This is a genomic window from Pseudomonas sp. S3_E10, from assembly GCF_054667615.1.
The window spans coordinates 475903-501091 of record NZ_CP162743.1 but is presented as its reverse complement, the minus strand read 5'-3'; the positions used below and the strand labels follow the sequence as shown (position 1 = coordinate 501091).

Annotated in this window: 20 protein-coding genes and 1 pseudogene; 14 read left to right on the top strand and 7 right to left on the bottom strand. The window is 62.2% G+C overall.

What is annotated here, in order from left to right; translation table 11 throughout:
• Positions 1-218: 218 nt before the first annotated feature.
• Complete coding sequence (locus tag AB4N98_RS01980) at positions 219-1208, top strand: hypothetical protein (protein WP_065877862.1); 990 nt, start codon at positions 219-221, stop codon at positions 1206-1208.
• A 2-nt stretch (positions 1209-1210) separates the two neighbouring features.
• Complete coding sequence (locus tag AB4N98_RS01975; protein ID WP_065877864.1) at positions 1211-1573, top strand: hypothetical protein; 363 nt, start codon at positions 1211-1213, stop codon at positions 1571-1573.
• Positions 1574-1598: 25 nt separating this feature from the next.
• On the opposite strand, the gene AB4N98_RS01970 is transcribed toward AB4N98_RS01975, so the two are convergent.
• Both AB4N98_RS01970 and AB4N98_RS01965 read right to left on the bottom strand, forming a co-directional pair.
• Entirely contained in the window at positions 1599-3281 is a 1683-nt protein-coding gene (locus AB4N98_RS01970; RefSeq protein ID WP_137220188.1) for an AMP-binding protein, read from the bottom strand.
• 178 nt (positions 3282-3459) lie between these two features.
• A complete protein-coding gene (locus tag AB4N98_RS01965; RefSeq protein WP_017528359.1) occupies positions 3460-4398 on the bottom strand; it encodes a LysR family transcriptional regulator in 939 nt (312 codons plus the stop codon).
• Between the two features lie 108 nt (positions 4399-4506).
• On the opposite strand from AB4N98_RS01965, the gene AB4N98_RS01960 reads away from it, so the two are divergent.
• From AB4N98_RS01960 to AB4N98_RS01940, 5 genes and pseudogenes are all read left to right on the top strand, one after another.
• Entirely contained in the window at positions 4507-6006 is a 1500-nt protein-coding gene (locus tag AB4N98_RS01960; RefSeq protein WP_460149192.1) for a CoA-acylating methylmalonate-semialdehyde dehydrogenase, read from the top strand.
• Positions 6007-6273: 267 nt separating this feature from the next.
• Positions 6274-7524, top strand: coding sequence for a glycoside hydrolase family 68 protein (locus tag AB4N98_RS01955; protein ID WP_065877868.1), 1251 nt, complete (start codon positions 6274-6276; stop codon positions 7522-7524).
• 199 nt (positions 7525-7723) lie between these two features.
• Positions 7724-8803: pseudogene (locus tag AB4N98_RS01950) on the top strand (methyl-accepting chemotaxis protein); the annotation flags it as partial.
• Complete coding sequence (locus AB4N98_RS01945) at positions 8780-9709, top strand: methyl-accepting chemotaxis protein (RefSeq protein WP_460064018.1); 930 nt, start codon at positions 8780-8782, stop codon at positions 9707-9709. The pseudogene AB4N98_RS01950 and the gene AB4N98_RS01945, both read left to right, overlap by 24 nt.
• 17 nt (positions 9710-9726) lie before the next feature.
• A complete protein-coding gene (locus AB4N98_RS01940) occupies positions 9727-10647 on the top strand; it encodes a substrate-binding domain-containing protein (protein ID WP_017528363.1) in 921 nt (306 codons plus the stop codon).
• Between the two features lie 156 nt (positions 10648-10803).
• On the opposite strand, the gene AB4N98_RS01935 is transcribed toward AB4N98_RS01940, so the two are convergent.
• The 4 genes from AB4N98_RS01935 to xylA form a co-directional block, all read right to left on the bottom strand.
• Positions 10804-11940 carry a sugar ABC transporter permease gene (locus AB4N98_RS01935; RefSeq protein WP_017528364.1) on the bottom strand — a complete coding sequence of 379 codons (1137 nt, stop codon included), beginning with the start codon at positions 11938-11940 and terminating at the stop codon, positions 10804-10806.
• The gene (xylG, locus tag AB4N98_RS01930; protein WP_032883461.1) at positions 11941-13488 is read right to left on the bottom strand and encodes a D-xylose ABC transporter ATP-binding protein; all 1548 of its coding nucleotides are present in this window, start codon (positions 13486-13488) and stop codon (positions 11941-11943) included.
• Between the two features lie 5 nt (positions 13489-13493).
• A complete protein-coding gene (xylF, locus tag AB4N98_RS01925) occupies positions 13494-14495 on the bottom strand; it encodes a D-xylose ABC transporter substrate-binding protein (RefSeq protein ID WP_017528366.1) in 1002 nt (333 codons plus the stop codon).
• A 112-nt stretch (positions 14496-14607) separates the two neighbouring features.
• Positions 14608-15924, bottom strand: coding sequence for a xylose isomerase (gene xylA, locus AB4N98_RS01920; RefSeq protein ID WP_017528367.1), 1317 nt, complete (start codon positions 15922-15924; stop codon positions 14608-14610).
• Between the two features lie 139 nt (positions 15925-16063).
• Between xylA and AB4N98_RS01915 the strand changes: the two genes are divergently transcribed.
• The 7 genes from AB4N98_RS01915 to otnI all read left to right on the top strand — a co-directional run bounded on the left by AB4N98_RS01915 (position 16064) and on the right by otnI (position 24248).
• Positions 16064-17245 (top strand): XylR family transcriptional regulator, encoded by a 1182-nt coding sequence (locus AB4N98_RS01915; RefSeq protein ID WP_017528368.1) that lies wholly within the window; start codon positions 16064-16066, stop codon positions 17243-17245.
• 128 nt (positions 17246-17373) lie between these two features.
• Positions 17374-18675, top strand: a complete 1302-nt coding sequence (locus tag AB4N98_RS01910; protein ID WP_065877874.1) for an Nramp family divalent metal transporter — start codon at positions 17374-17376, stop codon at positions 18673-18675.
• Positions 18676-19039: 364 nt separating this feature from the next.
• The gene (gene ltnD / locus AB4N98_RS01905) at positions 19040-19945 is read left to right on the top strand and encodes an L-threonate dehydrogenase (protein WP_017528370.1); all 906 of its coding nucleotides are present in this window, start codon (positions 19040-19042) and stop codon (positions 19943-19945) included.
• Between the two features lie 10 nt (positions 19946-19955).
• Positions 19956-21248 carry a 3-oxo-tetronate kinase gene (otnK, locus tag AB4N98_RS01900; RefSeq protein WP_065877876.1) on the top strand — a complete coding sequence of 431 codons (1293 nt, stop codon included), beginning with the start codon at positions 19956-19958 and terminating at the stop codon, positions 21246-21248.
• Complete coding sequence (otnC, locus tag AB4N98_RS01895; RefSeq protein WP_017528372.1) at positions 21245-21889, top strand: 3-oxo-tetronate 4-phosphate decarboxylase; 645 nt, start codon at positions 21245-21247, stop codon at positions 21887-21889. Before otnK ends, otnC begins: the two co-directional genes overlap by 4 nt.
• A gap of 97 nt (positions 21890-21986) precedes the next feature.
• Positions 21987-23447, top strand: coding sequence for a GntT/GntP/DsdX family permease (locus AB4N98_RS01890; RefSeq protein WP_065877879.1), 1461 nt, complete (start codon positions 21987-21989; stop codon positions 23445-23447).
• Positions 23448-23462: 15 nt separating this feature from the next.
• On the top strand, positions 23463-24248 hold the full coding sequence (otnI, locus tag AB4N98_RS01885; RefSeq protein ID WP_017528374.1) for a 2-oxo-tetronate isomerase: 786 nt from the start codon (positions 23463-23465) through the stop codon (positions 24246-24248).
• An 81-nt stretch (positions 24249-24329) separates the two neighbouring features.
• Here otnI and AB4N98_RS01880 read toward each other — a convergent pair whose 3' ends face one another.
• Positions 24330-25151, bottom strand: a complete 822-nt coding sequence (locus AB4N98_RS01880) for a DeoR/GlpR family DNA-binding transcription regulator (protein ID WP_017528375.1) — start codon at positions 25149-25151, stop codon at positions 24330-24332.
• Between the last annotated feature and the right edge of the window lie 38 nt (positions 25152-25189).

Genomic DNA, 25189 nt, shown 5'->3' with positions numbered 1-25189 from the left:
CGGGGCCGGTTTCGCACGGTCACACCGCAGCTTGGCGGCACTGCCCTGAATGGGGGCAGTTGTCCGTCGAGGTTCAAGTGCGGCTTTTGCGTAGGCGCTTTTTCCCTGAAATGTAGGCAACTTCCCAAATGTAATTCAGACCCCCTGGGCTTGTGTCCGGGGTCTATTCCCTTGCTTATATTCCGACGCCATCTTCATTGCCTCCTGGGATGTAGGACATGGCGCAGGGCTATATCAACGACCGCACGGCGGACTACCAGAGCTTGAAATCCCGCTTGATGGCCAGCGGTTTGAGTCGGGAACGCTCGGACCATTTCGATGTGTTGAACCATCATCTGCGCCGTGGGCTGGTGATGCCCGGGCAGTTGGTCATTATTCCCGATGCCTACAGCGCCAGCTGTTCCATGGAGGAGGCCTGGCTGGTGCGTCAGGCGCAGGCGATTCGCCGGGAGCTGGACAATGCGGGCGGAACCCAGGTGGTCAATGACTATGACTTGTTGCAAAGCCTGTTGGGGTACAGCTCGTTGGGCATCGGCAGCGCAACATCGGCATGGTCACGGCATCTGGATGAGGTGGCGCATACGCTGGAGGAGATCGAGCGATTGCATCAGCGCCTGAGGGAGGGCGGTTTGGATCGAGAAGCGTTTTTTCACCAGCGCAAGGTCCTGTTCGGGCTGCTGGAAACCCAGCTGCAAGGCGCGGCGCGATTTGGCACGGGGTTGCGGGGCAATCAGGCGTTGAAGAAGGTGCTGGGGATTTCCACCAAAAGCTATCTGCACAAGGGCGAGATTGCCGGGTATGCGCAGCGGATGCGGGCGATTGCGCAGACGTCGAAATGGTTGGGGAAGGGGACGTACGTGGGATTGGCGATGGATGTGGGAGTGGCAGGGTTGGAGATCAAGCAAGCGTGTGTCGAAGGGCGAGAGGCGCAGTGTCGGCGGGCCAAGTATGTGGAGACTGGGAGGTTGGTGGCTGGCGTGGCGGGAGCTTATGGAGGAGGGAAGTTCGGTGCAAAATTCGCCTCTCAAGTCTGTACGATTCTTTTGGGCGTTGCGGCTAAAGGAAACGGTGCGTTGGCCTGTGCAGTTATTGGCGGCGCTGCGGGAGGGTATGCGGGAGGCAATATATTTGGCGACGGGGGCGCATTTCTGGGCGGCAACATCCTGGAGATCGATGGTGACTTTATCTATCAACCAGAAGGCGCCTAACCATGGATTTTTTTCTCATCTTTACAGTTCTTGTATTTGCAGCGTGCCTGGTTTTCTCGGGGCTCACTTTCTACGCCGAATACACAAAGCTCGAAGAGTTGGAAAGCTACTTCAGCGAGAACAAGGTGGTCTGCGATAACAAACGTTTTTGGGGCAGAAATACCCATATCGACAGGTTTCACCGCATGTGCCTGATCAATCAGTTGTTGGCGATGCCCAAAACGCATATCAAGCGAGGGGATGTGACCGAAGCCGAGCTGGCCGCCATCCCCCTATCCCTTAAGCGTTGGGCGTTGTGGCCCTATAATTTTGGAGCTATATGGTTCGGTGCCTCAATTATCTGGAGCATCTGGTACCACTGGTAGCCTGCCGCAACACCAGGTTTTGCCCTCAAGAAAAATCCTCCTCGAAATGCTCGTGCTCGCCCCGCGTCTGCCCCTGGCGCCGCACCACCTCCATCTGCCGCAGTTCCACCCGGCGGATCTTCCCGGAAATGGTCTTGGGCAGTTCACTCACAAACTCGATACGGCGCACCCGCTTATAGGGCGCCAGATGCTCGCGGGCAAACGCGAGGATGTGCGCGGCCAGCTCCGCACTGCCCGGCGCATCGTGGGCCAGGATCAGGAACGCTTTGGGCACCGCCAGGCGCAGCGGGTCGGGGCTGGGCACCACGGCCACTTCCATGACCGCCGGGTGTTCGATCAGCGCGCTTTCCAGTTCGAACGGGCTGATGCGGTAGTCGGAGGCCTTGAACACGTCATCGGCGCGGCCCACAAAGGTGATGTAGCCGTCGCTGTCGATCTGCGCGGTATCGCCGGTGCGGTAGTAACCGTCGCGCATCACTTCGGCGGTTTTTTCCGGGCTGTCCTCGTAGCACAGCATTAAGCCGAGCGGGCGCACATCCAGGGGCAGCGCCACTTCGCCTTCGCCGGCGGGCACGCCATCGGGGTCGAGCAGCGCCACGCGGTAGCCCGGTAATGAGCGGCCCATGGAGCCCGGCTTGAGCACTTGGCCGGGGGTGTTGCCGACCAGGGCGGTGGTTTCCGATTGGCCGAAACCGTCGCGCAGCGGCAAGCCCCAGGCGTGCTGGATCTGCTCAATGATTTCCGGGTTCAGCGGCTCACCGGCACCCACCAGTTCACGCAGGCTCAGGCGCGGCTTGTAACTGGCCAGGTCTTCCTGGATCAACATGCGCCACACCGTGGGCGGGGCGCACAGGCTGGTCACGCCATAGTGTTGCAGCGCGCCGAGCAAAGCCTGTGCGCTGAACCGCGCCACGTTATGGATAAAGATGCACGCACCGGCATTCCAGGGGGCGAACAGGCAACTCCAGGCGTGCTTGGCCCAGCCCGGAGACGAAATGTTCAGGTGCAGGTCGCCCGGTTGCAGGCCGATCCAGTACATCGTCGACAGATGCCCCACCGGGTAGCTCTGGTGGCTGTGCAGCACCATCTTCGGTTTGGACGTGGTGCCGGAGGTGAAATACAGCAGCATCGGGTCGGTGGCCAGGGTGCGGCCCTCGGCCTGGAACTGCTCGGGGTAATTGAAGGCGGCGCTGTGCGCGACCCAACCCGCGGGCGCCGCGCCCACGCAAACGCGGCTGCAGCCGTCGCCCAGGCCGACGAACTTATCGACATGCGCCGCACCCACCACCAGGTGGCGCACCTGGCCGCGCTCGATACGGTCACGCAAATCATCCGGGTTGAGCAGGGCGGTGGCGGGGATCACCACGGCACCGAGCTTGAAGGCGGCGAGCATGGTTTCCCACAGCGCCACGTCGTTGCCGAGCATCAACAACACCCGTTCACCACGACGCACCCCGAGGGCACGCAGATGGTTGGCCACCTGGTTCGAGCGCGCAGCCAATTGCGCGAAGCTGTAGCGCTGCTCGCTGCCGTCCTCTTCGACGATCCACAGTGCGTTGGCCGAATTGCCCTCGGCCATCACATCGAAGTAGTCCAGGGCCCAGTTGAACGCATCCAACTGCGGCCAGCGGAAGTCACGGACGGCAGTGGCATAGTCGGTGCGGTGCGCGAGCAGGAAATCCCGGGCGGCCAGGAAGGGATGCGTCATGGTCGGTGTCCTTGATTATTGTTGTAGGGACCTTTTTATTGTGCGGCTGCCTGCGGCTCAACAGCAGGCCGGACCGAGTATAGGCATGCATAAATCTGAAGATGAACGCCTAAAAATACCGATGCGTTGTGCAAAAACGTCATGGCTGGTCACGTCTTCAAACGGTGCACGGTCAGCTTTACCCACCGTAGCGAAAACCAAGCGACAACTTTTCCTTCAAATAACCCACCAGTGCGCTCACCGACTTCGGTACGTGGGGCGAGTACGGCCGGATCAAGTAGATCTCATCGGCAAAGGCGCCCTTGAGCGTCCAGTCTTTGAGCACTTGTACCAGCGTGCCGTTGGCCAGCGCGGCGTGGGCGCTGAAGTCCGGGAGCAGGGCGATGCCCAGGTGGTTGAGGGCCGAATCGCGCAGGGCTTCACTGTTGTTGGTGGCGAAACTGCCGGCGATGGGCACGGTGAGACGCTCGACGTTCTGGCTGCCGCGCTCGAAAGTCCACGCCGGTTGGTCGGTGCCCCGAGGGTAAAACAGGCAGTTGTGGGCGGATAAGTCCCCGGGGGCGCGCGGTTCGCCGTGACGCTGCAGGTAATCACGGCTGGCGACCAGCACCGAGCCGGTGTCGCAGAGCTTCCACGCCACGTGGGTTTCCGGCACCTGGAAGCCGTGGCGCACGGCCAGGTCGTAACCTTCGGCGGCCAGCGAACTCAAGGCATCGGACACATCCAGTTGGATACGCACCTGCGGGTACTGCTGTAAAAATTCCGACAGATGCGGCACCAATTGCTGCCTGGCGAACGCCACCGGCGCGGTCAGCCGCACCAGCCCGCGAATCTCCCCGACCGAGTCGCGCACGGACGAAAAACCGCGGGCGATTTGCGCGTAGGCGCTGCGCACTTCACGGGTCAACGACAGCCCCGCATCGGTCAAGCGCACACTGCGCGTGGTGCGCGTGACCAGCCGTGTGCCGGTGGCTTTTTCCAGATCGGAAATGCGCTGGCTCACCGCCGATTTACTCACCCCCAGGCGCGCGGCGGCGGCGGTATAGGTGCCTTGCTCTTCCAGCACCGACAGCCAGTGGATATGGGTCCAAAGCCCCTCGATCTCAGTTTTTTCCATGGGTGTATTGTTCGCGTTTATGGACAATAAGTTCAGGATTCTGCTCTGGTTTGGAACAAAGCGAAAGCCTAAGGTGTGTTCCACCGCTACCCACCTGGATCGACTGCCATGACCACCACCATCGAGCACTACATCAACGACCAGCGCGTGAGCCGCGATGATCGCTATCAGGACGTCTTCAACCCGGCCACCGGCGAAAAAACCGCACGCGTCGCGCTGGCCAGCCGCCAGACCGTGGCCGAAGCCGTCGCCGCCGCCCAGGCCGCCTTCGACGGCTGGGCCGACACCCCGCCGATCCGCCGCGCCCGTGTGCTGTTCCAATACCTGCACCTGCTGCGTGAGCGCAAGGACGACCTGGCGCGCATCATCGTCGCCGAGCACGGCAAGGTCTTCACCGACGCCCAGGGTGAAGTCGACCGTGGCATCGACATCCTCGAATTCGCCTGCGGCATTCCCAACCTGCTCAAGGGTGAATATTCCGACCAGGTGTCCCGTGGCATGGACAACTGGACGATGCGCCAACCCCTGGGTGTGGTGGCGGGTGTCACCCCGTTCAATTTCCCGGTGATGGTGCCGATGTGGATGTACCCGATCGCCATCGCGGCGGGCAACACCTTCATCCTCAAGCCAAGCCCTACCGATCCGAGTGCATCGCTGTTCATGGCCGAACTGCTGCGCGAAGCCGGCCTGCCCAAAGGCGTGTTCAACGTGGTGCAAGGCGACAAGGAATCGGTGGACGCGCTGATCGAACACCCGGACGTCAAGGCCGTGAGCTTTGTCGGCTCCACGCCGATTGCCCAATACATCTACGAGACCGGTGCGCGTCACGGCAAGCGTGTGCAAGGCCTGGGCGGTGCGAAAAACCACATGGTGGTGATGCCTGACGCCGATATCGAAAAAACCGTCGACGCACTGATGGGCGCCGCCTACGGCAGTGCCGGCGAACGCTGCATGGCCATCTCCGTGGCCGTGCTGGTCGGCGATGTGGGCGACAAGGTCATCGCCGCCCTGAGCGAGCGTGCCAAGCAACTGCGCATCACCGACGGCCGCGACCTGAAAGCCGAAATGGGCCCGATCGTGTCTCGCGCTGCCCTGGAACGCATCAGCGGCTACATCGAACAAGGCGTGCAGGCCGGCGCGCAATTGCTGCTCGATGGGCGTGACTATGTGCCCACCGAAGCCGGCCTGGAAAACGGCTTCTGGCTCGGCGCGACGCTGTTCGACCACGTCACCCAAGAGATGAGCATCTACCGCGAAGAAATCTTCGGCCCAGTGCTGGCCTGCGTGCGCGTGAACGACTTCGCCGAAGCCGTGCAACTGGTCAACGACCACGAATTCGGCAACGGCGTCAGTTGCTTCACCCGCGACGGCAACATCGCCCGCGAATTCGCCCGGCGCATTCAGGTGGGCATGGTCGGCATCAACGTGCCGATCCCGGTGCCGATGGCGTGGCACGGGTTTGGCGGCTGGAAGAAGAGCCTGTTTGGCGACATGCATGCCTATGGCACTGAAGGCGTGCGCTTCTATACCAAGCAGAAGTCGATCATGCAGCGCTGGTCGGAGAGCATCGAACAGGGCGCGGAGTTTGCGATGCCGGTTTCCAAATAGGATTCAACAGGCACTCCAGCACCCCTGTGGGAGGGGGCTTGCTCCGATAGCGGTGGTTCAGTCGACCTCTCCATGACTGACGGACCGCAATCGGGAGCAAGCCCCCTTCCACATTTTTTTTGCGTAAGGGTTGACGGCGTGGCGAACGCTGAATACTGTATATAAACACAGTGTTTAAGTGCTGATCACCCAGGAAGGGTCATGTCAGCCACCCAAGGCACTGTGTGCAGTCATGGACTAACTCACCGGTATTAAAAGGACTTAATGATGAAACACACAACGATCATCCCCACTCGCTGGACGCGCGCCGATGCGCTCAAAGTCAACGAAAACGACCCGACCACTACCCAGCCGTTGGTGCCTGGCGACTTTCCAGTGATGAGCGACAAAGTCTTTATCTGGGACACCATGCCATTGCGCACGCTGGATGGCACGGTGGTGTCGGTCGACGGCTGGTCCGTTATTTTCACCCTGACGGCCGACCGTCGTCCCCACGATCCACAGTTCATCAATGCCGACGGCCGCTACGACATCAAACGCGATTGGGAAGATCGCCATGGCCATGCGCGCATCTGCTACTGGTACTCGCGCACCGGCAAGGACTGGATCTTCGGCGGCCGGGTCATGGCCGAAGGGGTATCGCCGACCACGCGTGAATGGGCCGGCACGCCGATCCTGCTCAACAACGGCGGCGACATCGACCTGTATTACACCTGTGTGACTCCAGGTGCGACCATCGCCAAGGTCAGGGGCCAAGTCGTCACGTCCGATAACGGTGTGGAGCTACGCGGTTTCACCCAGGTCAAGGCGCTATTCGAAGCGGACGGCACCTATTACCAGACCGAAGCGCAGAACTCGACCTGGAACTTTCGCGACCCCAGCCCGTTTATCGACCCGGTGGATGGCAAGTTGTACATGGTGTTTGAAGGCAACGTCGCCGGCGAACGCGGCACCCACGACGTGGGCCCGGATGAGCTGGGCCTGGTGCCGCCCGGGCATGAGGGCGTGGGTGGCGCGCGCTATCAGGTCGGCTGCATCGGCCTCGCGGTCGCCAAGGACCTTGCCGGTGACGAATGGGAAATCCTGCCGCCGCTGGTCACTGCCGTGGGGGTGAACGATCAAACCGAGCGGCCGCATTATGTGTTCCAGGACGGCAAATACTACCTGTTCACCATCAGCCATAAATTCACCTACGCGGATGGGGTGACCGGCCCTGATGGCGTCTACGGCTTTGTTGGCGATCATCTGTTTGGTCCTTACACGCCGATGAACGCGTCCGGGCTGGTACTCGGCAACCCACCTTCGCAGCCGTTCCAGACCTATTCTCATTGCGTGATGCCCAACGGCCTGGTGACGTCCTTTATCGACAGCGTGCCCACCACCGGTGACGACTTCCGCATCGGCGGCACCGAAGCGCCCACGGTGAGGATTGTCTTGAAGGGCGATCGCTCGTTTGTGCAGGAGGCTTACGACTACGGTTACATCCCGGCGATGCGCGATGTGGTGTTGAGCCAGTAACCGCGGTGTAAAAATCAGCCTGACCCATCAGGTGTAAACCGATCCAAATGTGGGAGGGGGCAAGCCCCTCTCACTTTTTTTTGACCGCGTTTCAACCTGCCTTCAGCACTCAAGTCCCCGCCCGCCAGGCCGATATAGCCACTAGGTGCATACCTGGTCGTCGTTCAGGTCAACCAATAAAAATCAAAAAGGGGTAGCCATGACCATATTGCAGCGCGTGATCGGCGGATTTGCGGTGTTGGTGCTGTTGCTGCTGATCATGGCCGGGATCAGCTATCAGAACACGCAGTCCATCGGCAGCCGCTTGACCATTATCACCGGCCAGTCGGCGCCTTTGAGCCGGGCCGCGAGTGAGTTGTACGTGCATATCCTGCGCGCCAACCAGGCGTTGCTGGCCATTCAGATCAGTGCCGACCCCAAGCAGATCGAGGACGGCAAGCGCCCGTTTACCGAGAGCGTCGCCCAGTTCAACCAGTTGCTCGACAGCACCCTTGCCTATACCGGCGAGCATGAGGCTCTGCGGGCGAACCTGGCGCAGCAGCGTCAACAGGTCGCGGCCTACGCCGAGCAGGCGCAAGCGTTGATGACCTCCCACTTGCAGCATGTGCAGCAGCTGGTACTGACGCGCAAACTGCAAGGCTACAGCAGTGCGCAGGCGATACAGTTGACCAGTTACTTGCGCGACTACATCGCGCAGGCACGCAGTGCCGGCGAGCCGCAACAGGTGGCCGCCGCGGAAAAACTGCTGTTGGAAGTCAACAAATCCTACGATGGCTTCGCCGCTCATACCGTCACGCCCGCCATTGATAAATTACAGCGCGTGCTCAATCTGCAGGACGAAGTGATCAGTTCTCGCGCCCAGGCCCTCACCTCGATTGACCCGCGAGCCGGGCGTATCGCCGGCGTGATGGTCAATCGCCTGCTGACGGACCTGACCGCCCCTGACGGGCTGTTCCAGGCCTATCAAGTGGAGGCGAAACTCGCCACGCAGGTGCAGCAACAACGCGATGCGGTGGATGCGGCGCTCAAAGCCACCCTGGAGCGGATTGGCGAGTTCGGCAGCCAGTCCCTGGAGGTCGCCAACCAGGCCAGTCACTCGGCCAATGCCACCATCGGCACCAGCCGCAGCTTGCTGTTGATTGCGTGTGTGCTGGCGGTGCTGGCGGCGGTGGCGATTGGTACGTGGGTCGCCTTCAGCTTGCGGCGGCCGTTGGCGGCGTTCCGTGAAGTGCTCAAGAAACTCACCGCCGGCGACATGCGAGTCAGTTTCGATGTCAGCCGCAAAGATGAGTTCGGTGAGTTGGGCGGCTACCTGAACGAACTGACCAAGGCCCTGCAGAAAACCTTCCGTGAATTGATCAGCTCTGCCGATGCACTGGCCGTGACCGCTGGAAGCAACGCCTTGAACAGCGAGCAGACCACCCGCGTGGTGGATGAACAGAAAGACCGTTTGCAGTCGGCGGCCTCGGCCATGACGCAGATGGAAAGCACGGTCGAAGAAGTGGCGCGGCGCGCCCAGGACACCCGCCAGGCGGTGGACGATACCAGTGACCTCACGCACAAAGTGCAGGAGCGCGTGGCCGAGACCATCGTCAATATCCGCCAGCAGGCCGACCAGGTGAACAAAGCCACGCAGGTGACCGATGAGCTGCAGAAGTATGGGCAGAACATCGAGGGCATTGTGGTGGCCATTCGCACCATTGCCGAACAGACCAACCTGCTGGCCCTGAACGCGGCGATCGAAGCGGCCCGGGCCGGCGAGCAGGGACGCGGCTTTGCGGTGGTGGCCGATGAAGTGCGCTCCCTGGCCAGCCGTACGCAGGCCTCGACCAGCGAAATCCAGGACATGATCGGGCTCATGCAGGAAAAAATTCACTCGGTGGTGCACGTGATGAACGAAAGCCAGGCGCAGTCCAGCCAATGCGTGTCCCTGGCCTCGGGCGCCGGTGATTTGTTGCTGTCCATGAGCGGCGCGGTCGACAGTATCCGCGACATGAATATTCAGATCGCCGCCGCCACCGAGCAGCAAAGCGCCACGGTGCAGGAAACCAGTCGGATGGTCATCCAGATCAACGATTCGGCCCAACTGACCGCAAACGGCGCCGAACAGTCCGCCGTCAGCAGCCAGGAACTGTCGGACATGGCCAAAGTGCAGCGCGAGCTGCTCCATCATTTCAGCGTTTGAGCCGCAGGAGTCAGAACATGAAAGCATGGTTAATGCTCGCGCTGGGGGCGACGCTGTTCGTTCCGGGCCCCACCCAGGCCGCCACGCCCTTGCTGGGTGTGGGGATGGCAAAATACGACGATAACTTCCAGACCCTGCTGCGCAATGGGGTGCAGCAGCAGGCCGGCGTCATGAACGCCGACATCTTTATGGAAAACGGCAAGGACAGCGTCGATTTGCAGATGCGCCAATTCCGCAATCTGGTCAATTCCAAGGTGGATGCGATCATCATCGCGATGGTGGACGGCAAGAGCGCGGCGCAAATGATGCAATTGGCCTCGCAGGCCAAGATCCCGCTGGTGTTCGTCAACCGTAACCCGAACCCGGAAAAGTGGCCGGCGCAGACCGCGTTTGTCGGCTCCAACGAGTTGGAGTCGGGCACTTTGCAGATGGAAGAACTGGCGCGCCGTGCCGGTTACAAAGGCAACGTGGTGATTCTGGTGGGCGACCCGGCCAACGCATCTTCGTTGATGCGCACGGAGGATGTGGAAAAAGTCGTCGCCAAATACCCGGACATGAAAGTGATACAGAAAAAAGTCGGCAACTGGGAGCGCAGTCAGGCCGCCACGATTGTCATTGACTGGGTCAAGCAGGGCGTCGATTTTTCGATCGTCGCCGCCAATAACGATGAAATGGCAATCGGCGCGATCATGGGTCTGGAAAAGGCTGGCAAGCAGGCCAAGGACTATTGGGTCGGCGGTATCGACGGCACACCGGACGGCTTGAAACTGATGGCCGAGGGCAAGATGGCGGTCAGCGTGTTCCAGGACGCCGCCGGCCAGGCCAGCGGTGCCGTGGACACCGCGCTCCGCCTGGTCCGCGGCGAAGTGTTGGAGTCGACGGTGGTATGGGTGCCGTTCAAGTTGATCACGCCGGAGAATCGCCAGGCGTTTGAATAAGACTGGCCACCTCGATCCAACCTTGAAATGCAGTCAACTGTGGGAGGGGGCTTGCTGCCGATGGCAGTGGGTCAGCTACCGATAAGCTGGCTGATGCACCGCCATCGGTAGCAAGCCCCCTCCCACAAGGGTTATGTGGTGTCGGTGAGAATGGGTTCAGCGCCGGCCCGCGCGCGTGCTCACGTCCACCCATACCGCCAGCACCAGAATGCTGCCCTTCACGATCATCTGCCAGTAGCTGTCCACGTCCAGCATCGACATGCCGTTGTCCAGGCTGGTGATGACCAATGCCCCCAGCAGCGCGCCGTACACCGTGCCCGAGCCGCCGCGCATTGAGGTGCCGCCGATAAAGCACGCGGCGATGGCGTCCAGTTCGCCCATGTTGCCCGCCGACGGTGAGCCGGCCGCGAGGCGGGCGGTGTTGACCAGGCCGGCGAGGGCGCACATCACGCCCATGATGCCGAAGATCCACAGTTTTACCGCCTGTACGTTGATGCCCGACAGGCGCGTGGCCTCCATGTTGCTGCCCACCGCATACACGCGGCGGCCGAACACGGTCTGGCTGGTGACGTAGCTGAACACGCCGAGCAGCACCAGCAGCAACAGCACCGGCACCGGGATGCCGTCGTAGCTGTTGAGCGTAGTGACGAACCCGGCCAGCACCGCGCCGATCACCCCTACGCGCACTACGTCACGCACCCGTGAATGCGCCGCCAAACCATGCAAGGCGCGGTTGCGCCGTTGTTTCCAGGTAAGGAACAAGGTCAGCGCAAACAGCAGCACGCCCAGGCCCACACCCACGGTATGCGGCAAATAGCCCTGGCCCACATACACCAGCGATGGCGACACCGGCGCGATGGTGGTGCCGCCGGTGATCCCCAGCAAAATCCCGCGAAACGCCAGCATCCCACCCAAGCCGACGATGAACGACGGGATGCGCAGATACGCGGTCATGTAGCCGTTGGCCAGGCCGATCATCAGTCCGCACAGCGCCACCAGGCTCAGGTTGGCCAGCAGCGGGATGTGATAGACCACGTCCAGGATGGCCGCCAACCCACCCAGCAGCCCCAGCAACGAGCCCACCGACAAATCGATCTCGCCACTGATAATCACCAGCACCATGCCGCACGCCAGAATCCCGGTGATCGACATCTGCCGCAGCAGGTTCGACAGGTTACGCGGCGTCAGGAAGCCACCCTCGGTCTGCCAACTGAAAAACAGCCAGATCACGGCCACCGCGATCACCAGGGCGAGCATTTTGTAGCGGGTAAACAGCTGTTTGAGCTGATTCATCTACGCGGTCTTCCGATTGTTATTGTGTTGGCTGAGCGCGGCGGCGAGCACCTGTTCCTGGGTGAGCCCCTCGTTGATGAAATCGCCGCGCAGTTGGCCGTCACCGATCACCAGCACACGGTTGGACACGCCGAGCACTTCGGCCAGTTCCGAGGAGACCATGATGATCGCCACCCCTTCGGCCGCCAGCGCGCCCATCAGTTTGTAGATCTCATATTTGGCGCCCACATCCACCCCGCGCGTGGGCTCGTCAAGGATCAGCACCTTGGGCTTGGCCATCAGCATTTTCGCCAGCACGGCTTTCTGCTGGTTGCCGCCGGACAGGCTGGTGATCGGCAAAAACGGGCTGGAGGTCTTGAGATGCATGCGCGCGATCTGCTGGTCGATGCTGCCCAGTTCCGCTTCGGCGTCGATGCGGGTCAGGTGCGCGTAGGTGTCGAGCACCGCCAGGGTGATGTTCTGGCCCACGCCCAGGTCGGGAATGATGCCCTGGCGCTTGCGGTCCTCGGGCACCATGCACAGCCCGGCCTGGATTGATTTGAGCGGCGTGCGCGTGTCGATCACCGCGCCGTCCAGCCACACCTCGGCGCTGTAGCGGCCAGGGTAGGCGCCGAACAGCGCCGACACCAGCTCGGTACGCCCGGCGCCCACAAGACCTGCGATGCCGAGGATTTCACCGCGCTTGAGCACGAACGAAATATCATCGACACGCTTGCGCTTGGGGTTGTCCACGTCGTAGCAGGTGACATGGCGCGCCTCGAAAATCACCTCGCCCACCGCATGGGGCTCGGTGGGGTAGAGGTTGCTCATCTCGCGGCCGACCATCTGCGTAATGATGCGCGGGATGTCCATGTCGGCCATGGCCGTGGTCGCAATGTGCTTGCCATCGCGGATCACCGCGATGGTGTCGCACACGGCGGCCACTTCATCGAGTTTGTGGGAGATGTATACGCAGGCCACGCCCTTGGCCTTGAGGTCACGGATGATGTCCAGCAGCACTTCGATTTCCGAGCGGGTCAGCGCCGAGGAGGGTTCGTCGAGGATCAACAGGCGCGCCTGTTTGTTGAGGGCCTTGGCGATTTCCACCAACTGCTGGTAACCGCCGCCGTACTGCGACACTGGCAGCGCCACATTCATGTCCGGCACCTTGAGTTCACGCATCAACGCTTCGGCGCGGTGGAACATCGCCGGGTAGTTCATGCGCCCGCCGGGCAGGGTCAGCTCGTGGCCCATGAAGATGTTCTCGGCCACCGACAGGTCGGGCACCAGGGTCAGTTCCTGGTGGATGATGACGATGCCGGCCGCCTCGGTTTCGCTGATGGACTGCGCCCTGAGCGGCTGCCCGTCCCAGAGGATTTCGCCGTCCCAGCTGCCGTACGGATACACCGCCGACAGCACCTTCATCAGGGTGGATTTACCGGCACCGTTCTCGCCGCACAGGCCCACGCATTCCCCCGGCCGCACCTTGATATCGATGCCGTTCAGCGCGTTGACACCGCCAAAGCTTTTGACGATGCCGTTCATTTGCAACAGGTAGTCGGCGGCCATGGCGTTCACTGCCCGCCGATCTGCTCTTTGGTGTAGAACCCGTCCTTCTCCAACAGATCGATATTGGCCTTGGTCAGCGGGGTCGGAGTGAGCAGGATGGTGTCGACTTTTTTGCTGCCGTTGTCGTATTGCGAGCTGTAGGTGGGCTTCTCGTTACGCGCCAACTGCACCGACAGCTTGGCGGCTTCGGTCGCGATCAGTTTGAGCGGCTTGTACACGGTCATGGTCTGGGTGCCGTCGATCACGCGCTTGACGGCGGCGAGGTCGGCATCCTGGCCGGAGATCGGCACCTTGCCCGCCAGTTTCTGCGCGGCCAGGGCCTGGATCGCACCGCCGGCGGTGGCGTCATTGGAGGCGACGATGGCGTCGATCTTGTTGTCGTTTCGAGTCAGGGCGTTTTCGACGATGCTCAGCGCTTCGGTGGGGTTCCATTCCTTGACCCATTGCTGGCCGACAATCTTGATATCGCCCTTGTCGATGGCCGGCTGCAGCACTTTCATCTGGCCTTCGCGCAGCACCTTGGCGTTGTTGTCGGTGGGCGCGCCGCCGAGCAGGAAGTAATTGCCCTTGGGCGCCGCTTGCAGCACGCCGCCGGCCTGCATTTCGCCGACTTTTTCGTTATCGAAGGAGATGTAGGCATCGATGTCTGCGTTGAGGATCAGGCGGTCATAGGACACCACTTTGATCCCGGCCTTCTTGGCTTCGGCCACCGCGTTGGTCAACACCGTGGCGTTGAACGGCACGATCACGATCACATCGACGCCACGGGAAATCAGGTTTTCGATCTGGGAGATCTGCTTTTGTTCGTTGGCATCGGCGGACTGCACGAAGACCTTGGCATCGAGTTTCTCCGCGGCCGCCACGAAGTAATCGCGGTCACGGGACCAGCGCTCCAGGCGCAGGTCATCGATAGAGAAGCCGATTTTCGGATGGGCCGGGTCGGCCATGACCGGCAGGGTCAGCAGGGCCAGGGTGGTGGCGAGCAGGGTACGTTTGAATGACTTCATGGTGGTGCGTCCTTTTATTGTTGTTGGAAAGACACTGGGTGAAGACTTTAGGCGAACACTGTGGGTGTGGCTAGCGGGCCGCCCCTGTGGCAAGCCCGCTCACGACAACCCCTTAACTGTAGATAAAACGGTTGACCATTCCTTCAAGCATTTCCTGGCGCCCACTCACGGCCTGCGGGTTGAGCTCATGGGCAAACGCATGCTCGGCCAGCGACTCCAGGCTGAACTCGCCCGCCAGCACGGCCTTGCCCAGCGGCTGCTGCCAGCCGGCATAACGCTGGTCCTTGAATTGCTGCAACTGGTCGTTTTGCACCATGGCCGCCGCGCGTTCCAGGGCCAGGGCCAGGGTGTCCATGGCGGCGACGTGGCCGTAAAACAGGTCGACCTCGTCCAGGCTCTGGCGGCGCACCTTGGAGTCAAAGTTGTAGCCGCCGTTCTTGAAGCCGCCGGCCTTGAGGATTTCATAGGTGGCCAGGGTCATTTCTTCGACGCTGTTGGGGAACTGGTCGGTGTCCCAGCCGTTTTGCGGGTCGCCGCGGTTGGCGTCGATGCTGCCGAAGATCCCCAGGGACACGGCGGTGGCGATCTCATGATGAAAACTGTGCCCGGCCAGGGTGGCGTGGTTGGCTTCGATATTCACCTTGATCTCGTGTTCCAGGCCGTACTCATGCAAGAAGCCGAACACCGTCGCGCTGTCGTAATCGTATTGGTGTTTGGTCGGCTCCTGGGGCTTGGGTTCGATCAGCAGGTCGCCCTTAAAGCCGATCTTGTGCTTGTGCTCCACGACCATGCGCATAAAACGTCCGAGCTGTTCGCGCTCGCGCTTGAGGTCGGTATTGAGCAGGGTTTCATAGCCTTCGCGGCCGCCCCACAACACGTAGTTGGAGCCCTTGAGCCGCAAGGTGGCGTTCATGGCGCTGAATACCTGGGCGGCGGCATAGGCGAATACCTGCGGGTCCGGGTTGCTCGCGGCGCCGGCGGCAAAGCGTGGGTTGCTGAAGCAATTGGCGGTGCCCCACAACAGTTTGATGCCGGTTTGTTCCTGATGGCGCTCCAGGTGGTCGACCATCTGCGCAAAGTGGTTGCGGTATTCCTTGAGCGAGCTGCCTTCGGGGGCCACATCGGTGTCGTGAAAGCTGTAGTAGTCGATGCCCAGCTTGGAGAAAAACTCAAAGGCCGCGTCTGCCTTGCCGATGGCCAGTTCCATGGGGTCGCCGCTGCGCTGCCACGGCCGCTTGAACGTCCCCACGCCAAACATATCCGCACCCGGCCACACGAACGTGTGCCAATAACAGGCCGCCATGCGCAGGTGCTCACGCATGGGTTTGCCGAGGATCAGCTTGTTGGCATCGTAATGGCGAAAGGCGAGGGGGGCGTCGCTGGTGGGGCCTTCGAAGCGAACCTTCTCGACACCTGGGAAGTACGGCATGGCGTTTTCCTTATTGTTCTTGGCGGTGTCTGGATACTAGCAATGGCCTGGGGGCTGCTGATTATGAAAATCACCAAAGGGGCGTGCGATTTTGAGTGGCGGGGGCTAGTCTCTGGCGACCGGCCACAGGACAACAACAATGAAAACCCTACCGCCCGTTCACCGCATCGCCTTGCTGTTCAACGGCAGCAAAATCTATGACCGTGGCATCATCGCCGGCATCGGCAATTACCTGAGCAGCACCCGTGCGTCGTGGGACCTGTTTCTGGAAGAGGACTTTCTATGCCGCCTCAAAGGCATAGAGCGTTGGCAGGGCGACGGCATCATTGCCGACTTCGACGACCCGTTGATCGGCGAAGCATTGGCGGGGATCAAGTTGCCGGTGGTGGCGGTGGGCGGTTCTTATGAGGATGCGCGTGCCTACCCCAAGGGCATTCCCTACGTGGCGACCGATAATGACGCGTTGATGAAGCTGGCCTATGAGCATCTGATCGAGGCCGGGCTGACGCGGTTTGCCTGTTTCAGCTTGCCCGAAGCCCAGGCCAACCGTTGGGCCCAGGAGCGCGAAAAAGCCTTCCGCCGGCTGATGCAGCGCGACGGTTTGCACGTGGAGATCTATCGCGGCCTGGGCACCAGCGCGCCACTCTGGGACAGCGCCGTGGAACTGCAGATCGCCTGGCTGCATAGCCTGCCCAAACCCATCGGCATCATCGCCGTCACCGACGCCCGCGCTCGGCAATTGCTGCAGGCCTGCCTTACCGCCGGTATCGCGGTACCGGAGCAGGTGGCGCTGATCGGCATCGACAACGACCCGCTGACCCGCACCCTTACGCGCGTGCCCTTGAGCTCGGTGATCCAGGGCACTGAAACCATGGGCCGCACCGCCGCCGCGCTATTGCATCAGATGCTGCACGGCAAGCCTTGCGCCGGTACGCAAATCCTGGTGCCGCCGGAGGCCATCAATGTGCAGGCCTCCAGCTTGCATCAACCCTTGGGCAACCCTTACGTGATGCAGGCGCTGCTGTTTATCCGGCAATACGCCTGCCAGGGCATCAAGACCGCCCAGGTCGCGGCCTATGTCGGCGTGTCGCGCTCATCCCTGGAGTCGCACTTTCGCAAGGTGCGCGGTTGCAGCGTGCATGACGAGATTCTGCGTTTCAAACTGGCGGCGGCGGCCAAGGGGCTGGAACACGGCGATTTGGCGATTACCGACATTGCCCAACAGTGCGGCTTCAAGTCGGCGCAGTACCTGCACACCGTGTTCCGGCGTGAGTACGGGTGTACGCCACGGGAGTATCAGCACGGCGTGGCGTGTGATTGAGGGCTGTATTGCCACTCGTGCAGAAGAAACATTTTTTAATACTTATCCAACCCCTATGGTTGTACGACGTCATATCAACTGTGTTCGACTAGCCGCGCTCTCACAAAAAAAACAAAGGAGACTCTCCGATGACCGGTTTCCCTTCCATCGAAGGCAAGGCTGCGGCACCTGCGTCCGGCCGTGTTGTACGACTTCTAAAGCTGCTTGGCCCTGGCGTGATTGCCGTGCTGTCCTGGTTGGGAGCCGGTGATCTGATCACCTCCTCGGTGGCGGGCGCCAACTATGGCTACGCCATGATGTGGGTGCTGGCGGTGTCTCTGCTGCTCAGGTACCTGATCGTCAACATCATTGCGCGCTTCCAGTTATGCAATAACCAAGGCATGACGATCCTGCAGGGCTACGCCCAGTTGAACCCGTTTTTTGCCTGGTTCCTGCTGGTGTACGCATTGCTCATGGGGCACCTGATGAATGCCTACATGATCAAGGGTGCGGGTGAGGCCCTGGCCATGCTCTTCAAGACCGACTACGCACTGCTGTGTTCGGTGGCGGTGGTGCTGGCGGTGTGGATGCTGGTCGGGCGCAACATCTACTCGATGATCGAAGGCGTAATGAAAGGCCTGTTGGCAATCATGACCCTGGCATTCATTGCCTTGGCGGTCATGTCCGGGCCGGACATGGCAGGGATCGTCAAAGGCACGATCGGTTTCAGCATCCCGCCGGACGAGGGCGTGCATGGCGCGCTGCTGGTCGCGGTATCGGTGATCGGCGCGGTGGCGGGTTCGATCGCCAACTTCGTGCACCCGTATGTCATGCGCCAGAAGGGGTGGACGGGCCCGCAACACAAGCGCATCCAGCGTAACGACCTGCTGTTTGCGGTGTTCGTCGGCATTGTGATCAACCTGGCGATCTGGATCGTGGGTGCCGAAATCCTTCGGCCCAACGGTATCGAAGTGAAGACACTGGGCGATCTGGGCAAGGCGCTGGAAATCTTCTTTGGCCCGATTGGCTGGTACATCTTCTTCATCGGCGTGTTCGCCACGCTGTTTGCCAGCATCTCCGGCAAGACCACTGCGTTTCCGATGCTGATCACCGACGCGTTCCAGCACGTACGGCCAGGGCGGCGCGAGCGTTACGGCAAGCAATTCCACCATGACCCGATGCATAAGTGGTTCATGCTGTTCATCCTGGTGACCCCGTTGGTCTGGTCGCTGCCTGGCATGCCGGACTTCGTCACGCTGACCATCGGCGTCAGCGCGTTGAACATCATCGGGTTGCCGGTGATTTCCCTGGGCCTGCTGATCATGTCCAACCAGAAGTCGCTGCTCGGCAAGGAATACCGCAATAACCTGTTCGAGAACATCGCGCTGCTCTTCGCCACGGGGCTGGCACTGTGGGTAGCGTTCCAGCTCGGGGTAGACCTGTTCAGCTGATCTGCGTGGCTGTACGCGTCGCGCCTGTGCCGCGCGACGCGTACGGTACGTTCAACGAAACGCCGTCACTACCTCCTCGATACACCACGCCTGCGCCTTCCTTGTCCTGTGCATCATCGGCCCGCCTACACGCGGGCGTTGCTGCTTGTGTTCCATCACGTCCTTTCACACAAAGCCTGGCCGCCGGACGACGCGGGCATGCCGCCGGCCCTGCGCGAGGCGACAACGGCCAGGGCTACCGATGTTAAAAAATGTTAGATTGAAAAAATACTTCACATAATCCGTTCATTGGTGGATGATCGATCGCCATTCCAACGCGGCTCGCCGGTGTGGTGTCAGCCGCCGTTTTCCCCTGGAGTACCCCATGAATAATAAGAATGTCGGTGTGATCGGTTTGGGCGCGATGGGGCTGGGCATTGCCCGCTCGCTGTTGCGCGCAGGTTTCAATGTGCATGCGTGTGACGTACGTGAAACGGTCACCCAGCAGTTCGCCGTCGAAGGCGGGGTGGCGTGTGCGTCGCCCGCGCAGATGGCGCAGGCCTGCGATGTGATCATCACGGTGGTGGTCAACGCCGAACAGACCGAGACCGTGCTGTTCGGTGAGGGCGGGGCGGTGGCGTCGCTACGTGCGGCCAGCCTGGTGATCGGCTGCGCCACCGTGGCGCCGACGTACGCCGTGGAGTTGGGGCAGCGCCTGGGCGAACACGGCCTGCTGTATCTGGATGCGCCGATTTCCGGTGGCGCGGCCAAGGCCGCCGCCGGTGAAATGACCATGATGACATCCGGCCCGCAGGCCGCCTACGCCAAGGCCGAAGCGGTGCTGGCGGGCATGGCGGGCAAGGTTTATCGCCTGGGCGACGTGCATGGCCTGGGCTCGAAGGTCAAGATCATCAATCAATTGCTGGCCGGGGTGCACATTGCCGCATCCGCCGAGGCCATGGCCCTGGGCCTGCGCGAAGGGGTCGATGCCGACGCCTTGTACGAAGTCATCACCCACAGTGCCGGTAACTCCTGGATGTTCGAGAACCGCGTGCCGCACATTCTCAAGGCCGACTACACGCCGCTGTCGGCGGTGGATATTTTCGTCAAGGACCTGGGCCTGGTGCTCGATACCGCCCGCGCCAGCAAGTTTCCGCTGCCGCTGTCGGCCACGGCGCACCAAATGTTCATGCAGGCGTCCAGCGCCGGTTTCGGCCGCGAGGACGACTCGGCGGTGATCAAGATTTTCCCGGGTATCGACCTGCCCACCGCCAAGCCCGAGCCTGTTTGAGGAACGCCGCATGACTGACTCCAACGCACGTCCCTTGCTGGGCTGCATCGCCGACGATTTCACCGGCGCCACCGACCTTGCCAACATGCTGGTGCGCGGCGGTATGCGCACGGTGCAGAGTATTGGTATCCCCAGCCGCGAAGTCGCCCAGGGGCTGGAGGCCGACGCCATCGTCATCGCGCTCAAGTCGCGCACCACGCCCGCAGCCGAGGCGGTCGAGCAATCGCTGGCCGCGCTGGACTGGCTGCGCGGGCAGGGCTGCGAGCAGATCTTCTTCAAGTACTGCTCAACCTTTGACTCCACCGCCGCCGGTAATATCGGCCAGGTCAGCGAGGCGTTGCTCAAGGCGCTGGGCAGCGATTTCACGCTGGCGTGCCCGGCGTTTCCAGAAAACGGCCGCACGATTTTCCGCGGTCACTTGTTTGTGCAAGACCAGTTGCTCAGCGAGTCCGGCATGCAGCACCACCCGCTGACGCCCATGGGCGATGCGAACCTGGTGCGCGTGCTGCAACAGCAGACGCAATTGCCGGTCGGTTTGTTGCGCTACGACACGCTCGCTGCGGGGGTTGATGCCGCCCGCGCCAAGATCGTCGAACTGCGCGGGCAAGGCGTGGGCATCGCCATCGCCGACGCGCTGTCGGACCAGGACCTTTACACCCTGGGCAGTGCGTGCGCCGACTTGCCGTTGCTCACCGGCGGCTCGGGCCTGGCTTTGGGCCTGCCGGGCAATTTCCGCCGCGCCGGTAAACTGGGCGACTTCGATGTCACGGCATGCCCCACGGTCAGCGGTGGCGAGGTGGTGCTCGCCGGCAGCGCCTCGGTGGCGACCCTCGGCCAGGTGGCGGCCTGGTGCGAAGCGGGGCGCCCGGCGTTGCGTCTTGACCCCATCGCCCTGGCTAACGGCGAACCGGTGGTGGCGCAAGCGCTGGCCTTTGCCCGCGACAGTGCCGACACCGTATTGATCTATGCCACCAGCACCCCGGACGAGGTCAAGGCGGTGCAGCAACAACTGGGTGTCGAACGCGCCGGAGCCCTGGTGGAAGATGCACTGGGCGAGATCGCTGCCGGTTTGCGTCAAGAGGGCGTTCGACGCTTTGTGGTGGCGGGCGGCGAAACGTCCGGCGCGGTGGTCAAGGCGCTTGGCGTCACCCTGTTGCAGATCGGCGCGCAGATTGATCCCGGCGTGCCGGCCACGGTGAGCAGTTGCGCCGAACCGCTGGCGCTGGCGCTGAAATCGGGCAACTTCGGGGGGCGCGACTTCTTTGCCAAAGCCCTGGCGCAACTGGCGGGAGGCGCCCAATGAGCGCCATCAACGAGCAGGCCCTGCGCGAAGAAATCTGCGACGTGGGCCGCAGCCTTTACCAACGCGGTTACACCGTCGGCAGCGCCGGCAATATCAGTGCGCGCCTGGACGATGGTTGGCTGATCACCCCCACCGATGTCTGCCTGGGTCGCCTGGTGCCCGGGTGCATTGCCAAGGTCAATCTTGACGGCGAATGGGTGTCGGGTGACAAGCCGTCAAAAACCCTGGCCCTGCACCGCCAGGTGTATGACCGCAACCCGGCGGTGGGCGGCGTGGTGCATACCCATTCGACGCATCTGGTGGCGCTGACCCTGGCCGGAGTGTGGCGGGCGGACGATATCCTGCCGCCGCTCACGCCTTATCAGGTGATGAAAGTCGGGCACATTCCGCTGATTGCGTACCAGCGCCCCGGCTCGCCCAACGTCGCCGAGCAAGTGGCGCAACTGGCCAACAGCGTGCGTGGCGTGATGCTCGAACGCCTCGGGCCGGTGGTGTGGGAAAGCTCGGTGGCCAAGGCCAGCTATGCCCTGGAAGAGTTGGAAGAAACCGCACGCCTGTGGTTGATGAGCAACCCCCGGCCCGAGCCGCTTGGCCAGGCCGCATTGGATGAACTGCGCGAGACGTTCGGCGCGCACTGGTAACCCGTAGACCGACATTGCAAGCACCACTCGAGAACCGCCCGCGGCGCTCGATGGGGCCCGCTTGCGCCCAAAAACAATAACAACAGGACATTTACCAATGAGCCCATTGATTTTGATGTTGACCGCCGGCGCGGGCATCGCGCTGCTACTGTTTCTGGTCCTCAAGTACAAATTCCAGCCGTTTGTCGCGCTGATGCTGGTGAGTATCGTGGTAGCGCTGGTCGCCGGGGTGAAACCGGCTGATCTGGTGGCGACCATCGAAGGCGGCATGGGCAAGACCCTCGGCCATATCGCGATCATCATCGCCCTGGGCGCCATGATCGGACGCATCATTGAGCTGTCCGGCGGGGCCGAGGCCTTGGCCAAGTCGTTGATCGAGCGGTTTGGCAACAGCCGTACGCCGCTGGCGCTGACCATTGCCGGGTTCATCATCGGCGTGCCGGTGTTCTTTGAAGTGGGGGTAATTATCCTGATGCCGCTGGCCTATGGTGTCGCACGCCGGGCACGCAAGCCGTTGCTGGTGTTTGCGTTGCCGATGTGCGCGGCGCTGCTGACGGTGCATGCGTTTTTGCCGCCCCATCCGGGCGCGGTGGCGGCGGCCAGCCAATTGGGTGCGGACCTGGGCCGGGTGTTGATGTTCGGTCTGCCGATCACCGCCTTGCTGTGCTACGTCGGTTACCGCGTGGCGGGGCGCATGACGCGGCGCTTCTACCCGATGACCGACGACATCCGCGCCGAAGTCTACGGCCCTCATGTCACCAATGAAGACCTGCGCGCCTGGACCCACGGTAACGACAACGCGGTGCAACAGGCCGGCGTTGCCGAAGCCCCGATGGGCCTGGAAGAATCCACCAGCGCCATCGTCGCCAAGCTGCCGCCGGCCCCGGCGCCGGGCTTTGGCCTGATCGTCAACCTGATTCTGCTGCCTATCGTATTGATCCTGTTGGGCACCCTGGCCACCTCGTTGCTGCCGGTTGAATCGGCACTGCGCGGGGTGATGACGGTGCTCGGTGCGCCCCTGGTGGCGCTGTTGATCGACACCTTGTTGTGCGCCTGGCTGCTGGGCTCGCGCCGGGGCTGGAGCCGCAGCCAGGTGTCGGACGTGATCGGCTCGGCTTTGCCGGGCGTGGCCATGGTGATCCTCATCGCCGGCGCCGGTGGGGTGTTCGGTAAAGTGCTGGTGGACACCGGGATCGGCGCGGTGGTCTCCGACCTGTTGCGTACTACCGGGCTGCCGGTGCTGGCCCTGGGTTTCCTGCTGACCATGCTGTTGCGCGCGGTACAGGGCTCCACCACCGTCGCCCTGGTGACCACGGCCGGTATCATCAGCCCGCTGATCGCCACCCTCAACCTGACGCCCAATCACCTGGCGCTGCTGTGCCTGGCCATGGGCGGTGGCGGGCTGGCCATGTCGCACATCAACGACGCCGGCTACTGGATCTTCACCAAACTCGCCGGACTCAATGTGGCCGATGGGCTGCGAACGTGGACCGTCATCACCACCTTGCTGGGTACCCTGGGTTTCGTGATTACACTGCTGATCTGGCCTTTTGTCTGATTTTCGGGAGTTTCTATGCCTCGTTTCGCTGCCAACCTGAGCATGCTGTACCCGCAACATGAGTTTCTCGACCGCTTCGATGCCGCCAGGGCCGATGGTTTTGACGCGGTGGAGTACCTGTTTCCCTATGACTACCCCGCCGAGGTGCTTGGCCAGCGCCTGAGGGACAACGGCCTGGTGCAGGCCCTGTTCAACGCGCCGCCCGGTGACTGGGCGGCGGGGGAGCGGGGTATCGCGACCCTGCCGGGGCGCGAGGCCGAGTTCCGCCGTGGCTTTGATCGCGCCCTGGAATACGCCGCCGTGCTGGGCAACAACCGCGTGCATGTCATGGCCGGCTTGCTGCCCTCGGAAGACCTGCGCCAGCGCCATCACGCGGTGTACCTGCAAAACCTGGCCTACGCCAGCGCGGCGGCGGCCAAGGTCGGCGTCACGGTATTGCTGGAGCCGATCAATACGCGCGACATGCCGGGGTTTTTCCTCAATCGCCAGGACCAGGCCCAGGCCATCTGCAGGGAAGTCGGCGCAAGCAACCTCAAGGTTCAGTTCGACTGCTACCACTGTCAGATCGTCGAAGGCGACGTAGCCACCAAACTGCGCCGCGATTTCGACGGTATTGGCCATATCCAGATTGCCGGCGTACCGGACCGCCACGAGCCCGACCAGGGCGAGTTGAACTACCCGTTCCTGTTCGAACTGCTCGACCGGTTGGGCTACGACGGCTGGGTGGGCTGCGAGTACCGGCCAAAGGGCGATACCTCGGCGGGCCTGACATGGTTGCGGGACTGGAAAGCCGCCCACTAGTCGCGTGGGAGGGGGCAGTGTGCCAACCACCCCATCAGCCAGCCCTGCCACCGCCATCCAAGCCTCGCCATTGCACGGGGCTCATGCCGGCGACGGATCGCCCGGCAGCATCAATTCAATGCCACGCTTGCGGATGCCATCGGCCGCTGCGGGGGCGAGGGCGTCGTCGCTGATGATTACGTCGAACGGCTCCAGCCCGGCGATGCGGTACATGCTGAAGGTGCCGTACTTGGAGCTGCTGGCCACCAGCACCACTTGAGCCGCCGATTGCATGGCCACTTGCTTGACCTCGACTTTCAGCGCCGAAGGGGTGGTGATGCCCCGGTGCAGATCCCAGGAACTGGTCGATACAAACGCAATGTCCGTGACCACCTGGCGCAGCGTCGCCACGGCCAGCCCGCCGACCGAGGAGTGATTGTCGTGGTCCAGCTGGCCGCCGGTGTGGATCACCATGACCTGCGGCGCATCCATCAAGGCCTGTACGATCCCGAAGTCATTGGTCACCACCGTCATGCCGGACAGCGCCTTGATATACGGGACGATCTCCAATGTGCTGGTGCCGGCGTCCAAGTATACCGTCATGTCCGCGTGCAATAGCCGCGCGGCCAGCCGTGCCATGGCCTGCTTTTGCGGCAGTTCCACGACGGCTTTGGATTGATGGCTGGGTTCGCTGTGTAACTGGCTGGCGATACGCACTCCGCCGGTGACGGAGTACGCGCGGCCTTCCTGCTCCAGCAAGGCGATGTCGCGGCGCACGGTCATGTGCGAGCAATCGAACATCTCCATCAACTGGTGCACGCTCATCACCTGATGCTTGCGCAACTGCCGCAGGATTTGCTCACGGCGCTGCTCGGGAATCATCGGGGTGCTGCTGTCGGCGGCCGTGTCCTTGGGGTTGGGCATTAAGGCTCCGGGGTGGTTGGGCAAAGGGCGGGAAACGC

Bases quoted from the DNA above. Each gene is read 5' to 3' on its own strand.
- xylF (WP_017528366.1), bottom strand. From the start codon at position 14,495: ATGAAGTCATTCAAACGTACCCTGCTCGCCACCACCCTGGCCCTGCTG.
- ltnD (WP_017528370.1), top strand. From the start codon at position 19,040: ATGAATAATAAGAATGTCGGTGTGATCGGTTTGGGCGCGATGGGGCTG.
- AB4N98_RS01935 (WP_017528364.1), bottom strand. From the start codon at position 11,940: ATGAATCAGCTCAAACAGCTGTTTACCCGCTACAAAATGCTCGCCCTG.
- AB4N98_RS01940 (WP_017528363.1), top strand. From the start codon at position 9,727: ATGAAAGCATGGTTAATGCTCGCGCTGGGGGCGACGCTGTTCGTTCCG.
- AB4N98_RS01980 (WP_065877862.1), top strand. From the start codon at position 219: ATGGCGCAGGGCTATATCAACGACCGCACGGCGGACTACCAGAGCTTG.
- otnK (WP_065877876.1), top strand. From the start codon at position 19,956: ATGACTGACTCCAACGCACGTCCCTTGCTGGGCTGCATCGCCGACGAT.
- AB4N98_RS01945 (WP_460064018.1), top strand. From the start codon at position 8,780: ATGCGAGTCAGTTTCGATGTCAGCCGCAAAGATGAGTTCGGTGAGTTG.
- AB4N98_RS01975 (WP_065877864.1), top strand. From the start codon at position 1,211: ATGGATTTTTTTCTCATCTTTACAGTTCTTGTATTTGCAGCGTGCCTG.
- AB4N98_RS01910 (WP_065877874.1), top strand. From the start codon at position 17,374: ATGACCGGTTTCCCTTCCATCGAAGGCAAGGCTGCGGCACCTGCGTCC.
- AB4N98_RS01955 (WP_065877868.1), top strand. From the start codon at position 6,274: ATGAAACACACAACGATCATCCCCACTCGCTGGACGCGCGCCGATGCG.
- otnC (WP_017528372.1), top strand. From the start codon at position 21,245: ATGAGCGCCATCAACGAGCAGGCCCTGCGCGAAGAAATCTGCGACGTG.
- AB4N98_RS01960 (WP_460149192.1), top strand. From the start codon at position 4,507: ATGACCACCACCATCGAGCACTACATCAACGACCAGCGCGTGAGCCGC.
- AB4N98_RS01915 (WP_017528368.1), top strand. From the start codon at position 16,064: ATGAAAACCCTACCGCCCGTTCACCGCATCGCCTTGCTGTTCAACGGC.
- xylA (WP_017528367.1), bottom strand. From the start codon at position 15,924: ATGCCGTACTTCCCAGGTGTCGAGAAGGTTCGCTTCGAAGGCCCCACC.
- AB4N98_RS01965 (WP_017528359.1), bottom strand. From the start codon at position 4,398: ATGGAAAAAACTGAGATCGAGGGGCTTTGGACCCATATCCACTGGCTG.
- AB4N98_RS01970 (WP_137220188.1), bottom strand. From the start codon at position 3,281: ATGACGCATCCCTTCCTGGCCGCCCGGGATTTCCTGCTCGCGCACCGC.
- xylG (WP_032883461.1), bottom strand. From the start codon at position 13,488: ATGGCCGCCGACTACCTGTTGCAAATGAACGGCATCGTCAAAAGCTTT.
- AB4N98_RS01890 (WP_065877879.1), top strand. From the start codon at position 21,987: ATGAGCCCATTGATTTTGATGTTGACCGCCGGCGCGGGCATCGCGCTG.
- AB4N98_RS01880 (WP_017528375.1), bottom strand. From the start codon at position 25,151: ATGCCCAACCCCAAGGACACGGCCGCCGACAGCAGCACCCCGATGATT.
- otnI (WP_017528374.1), top strand. From the start codon at position 23,463: ATGCCTCGTTTCGCTGCCAACCTGAGCATGCTGTACCCGCAACATGAG.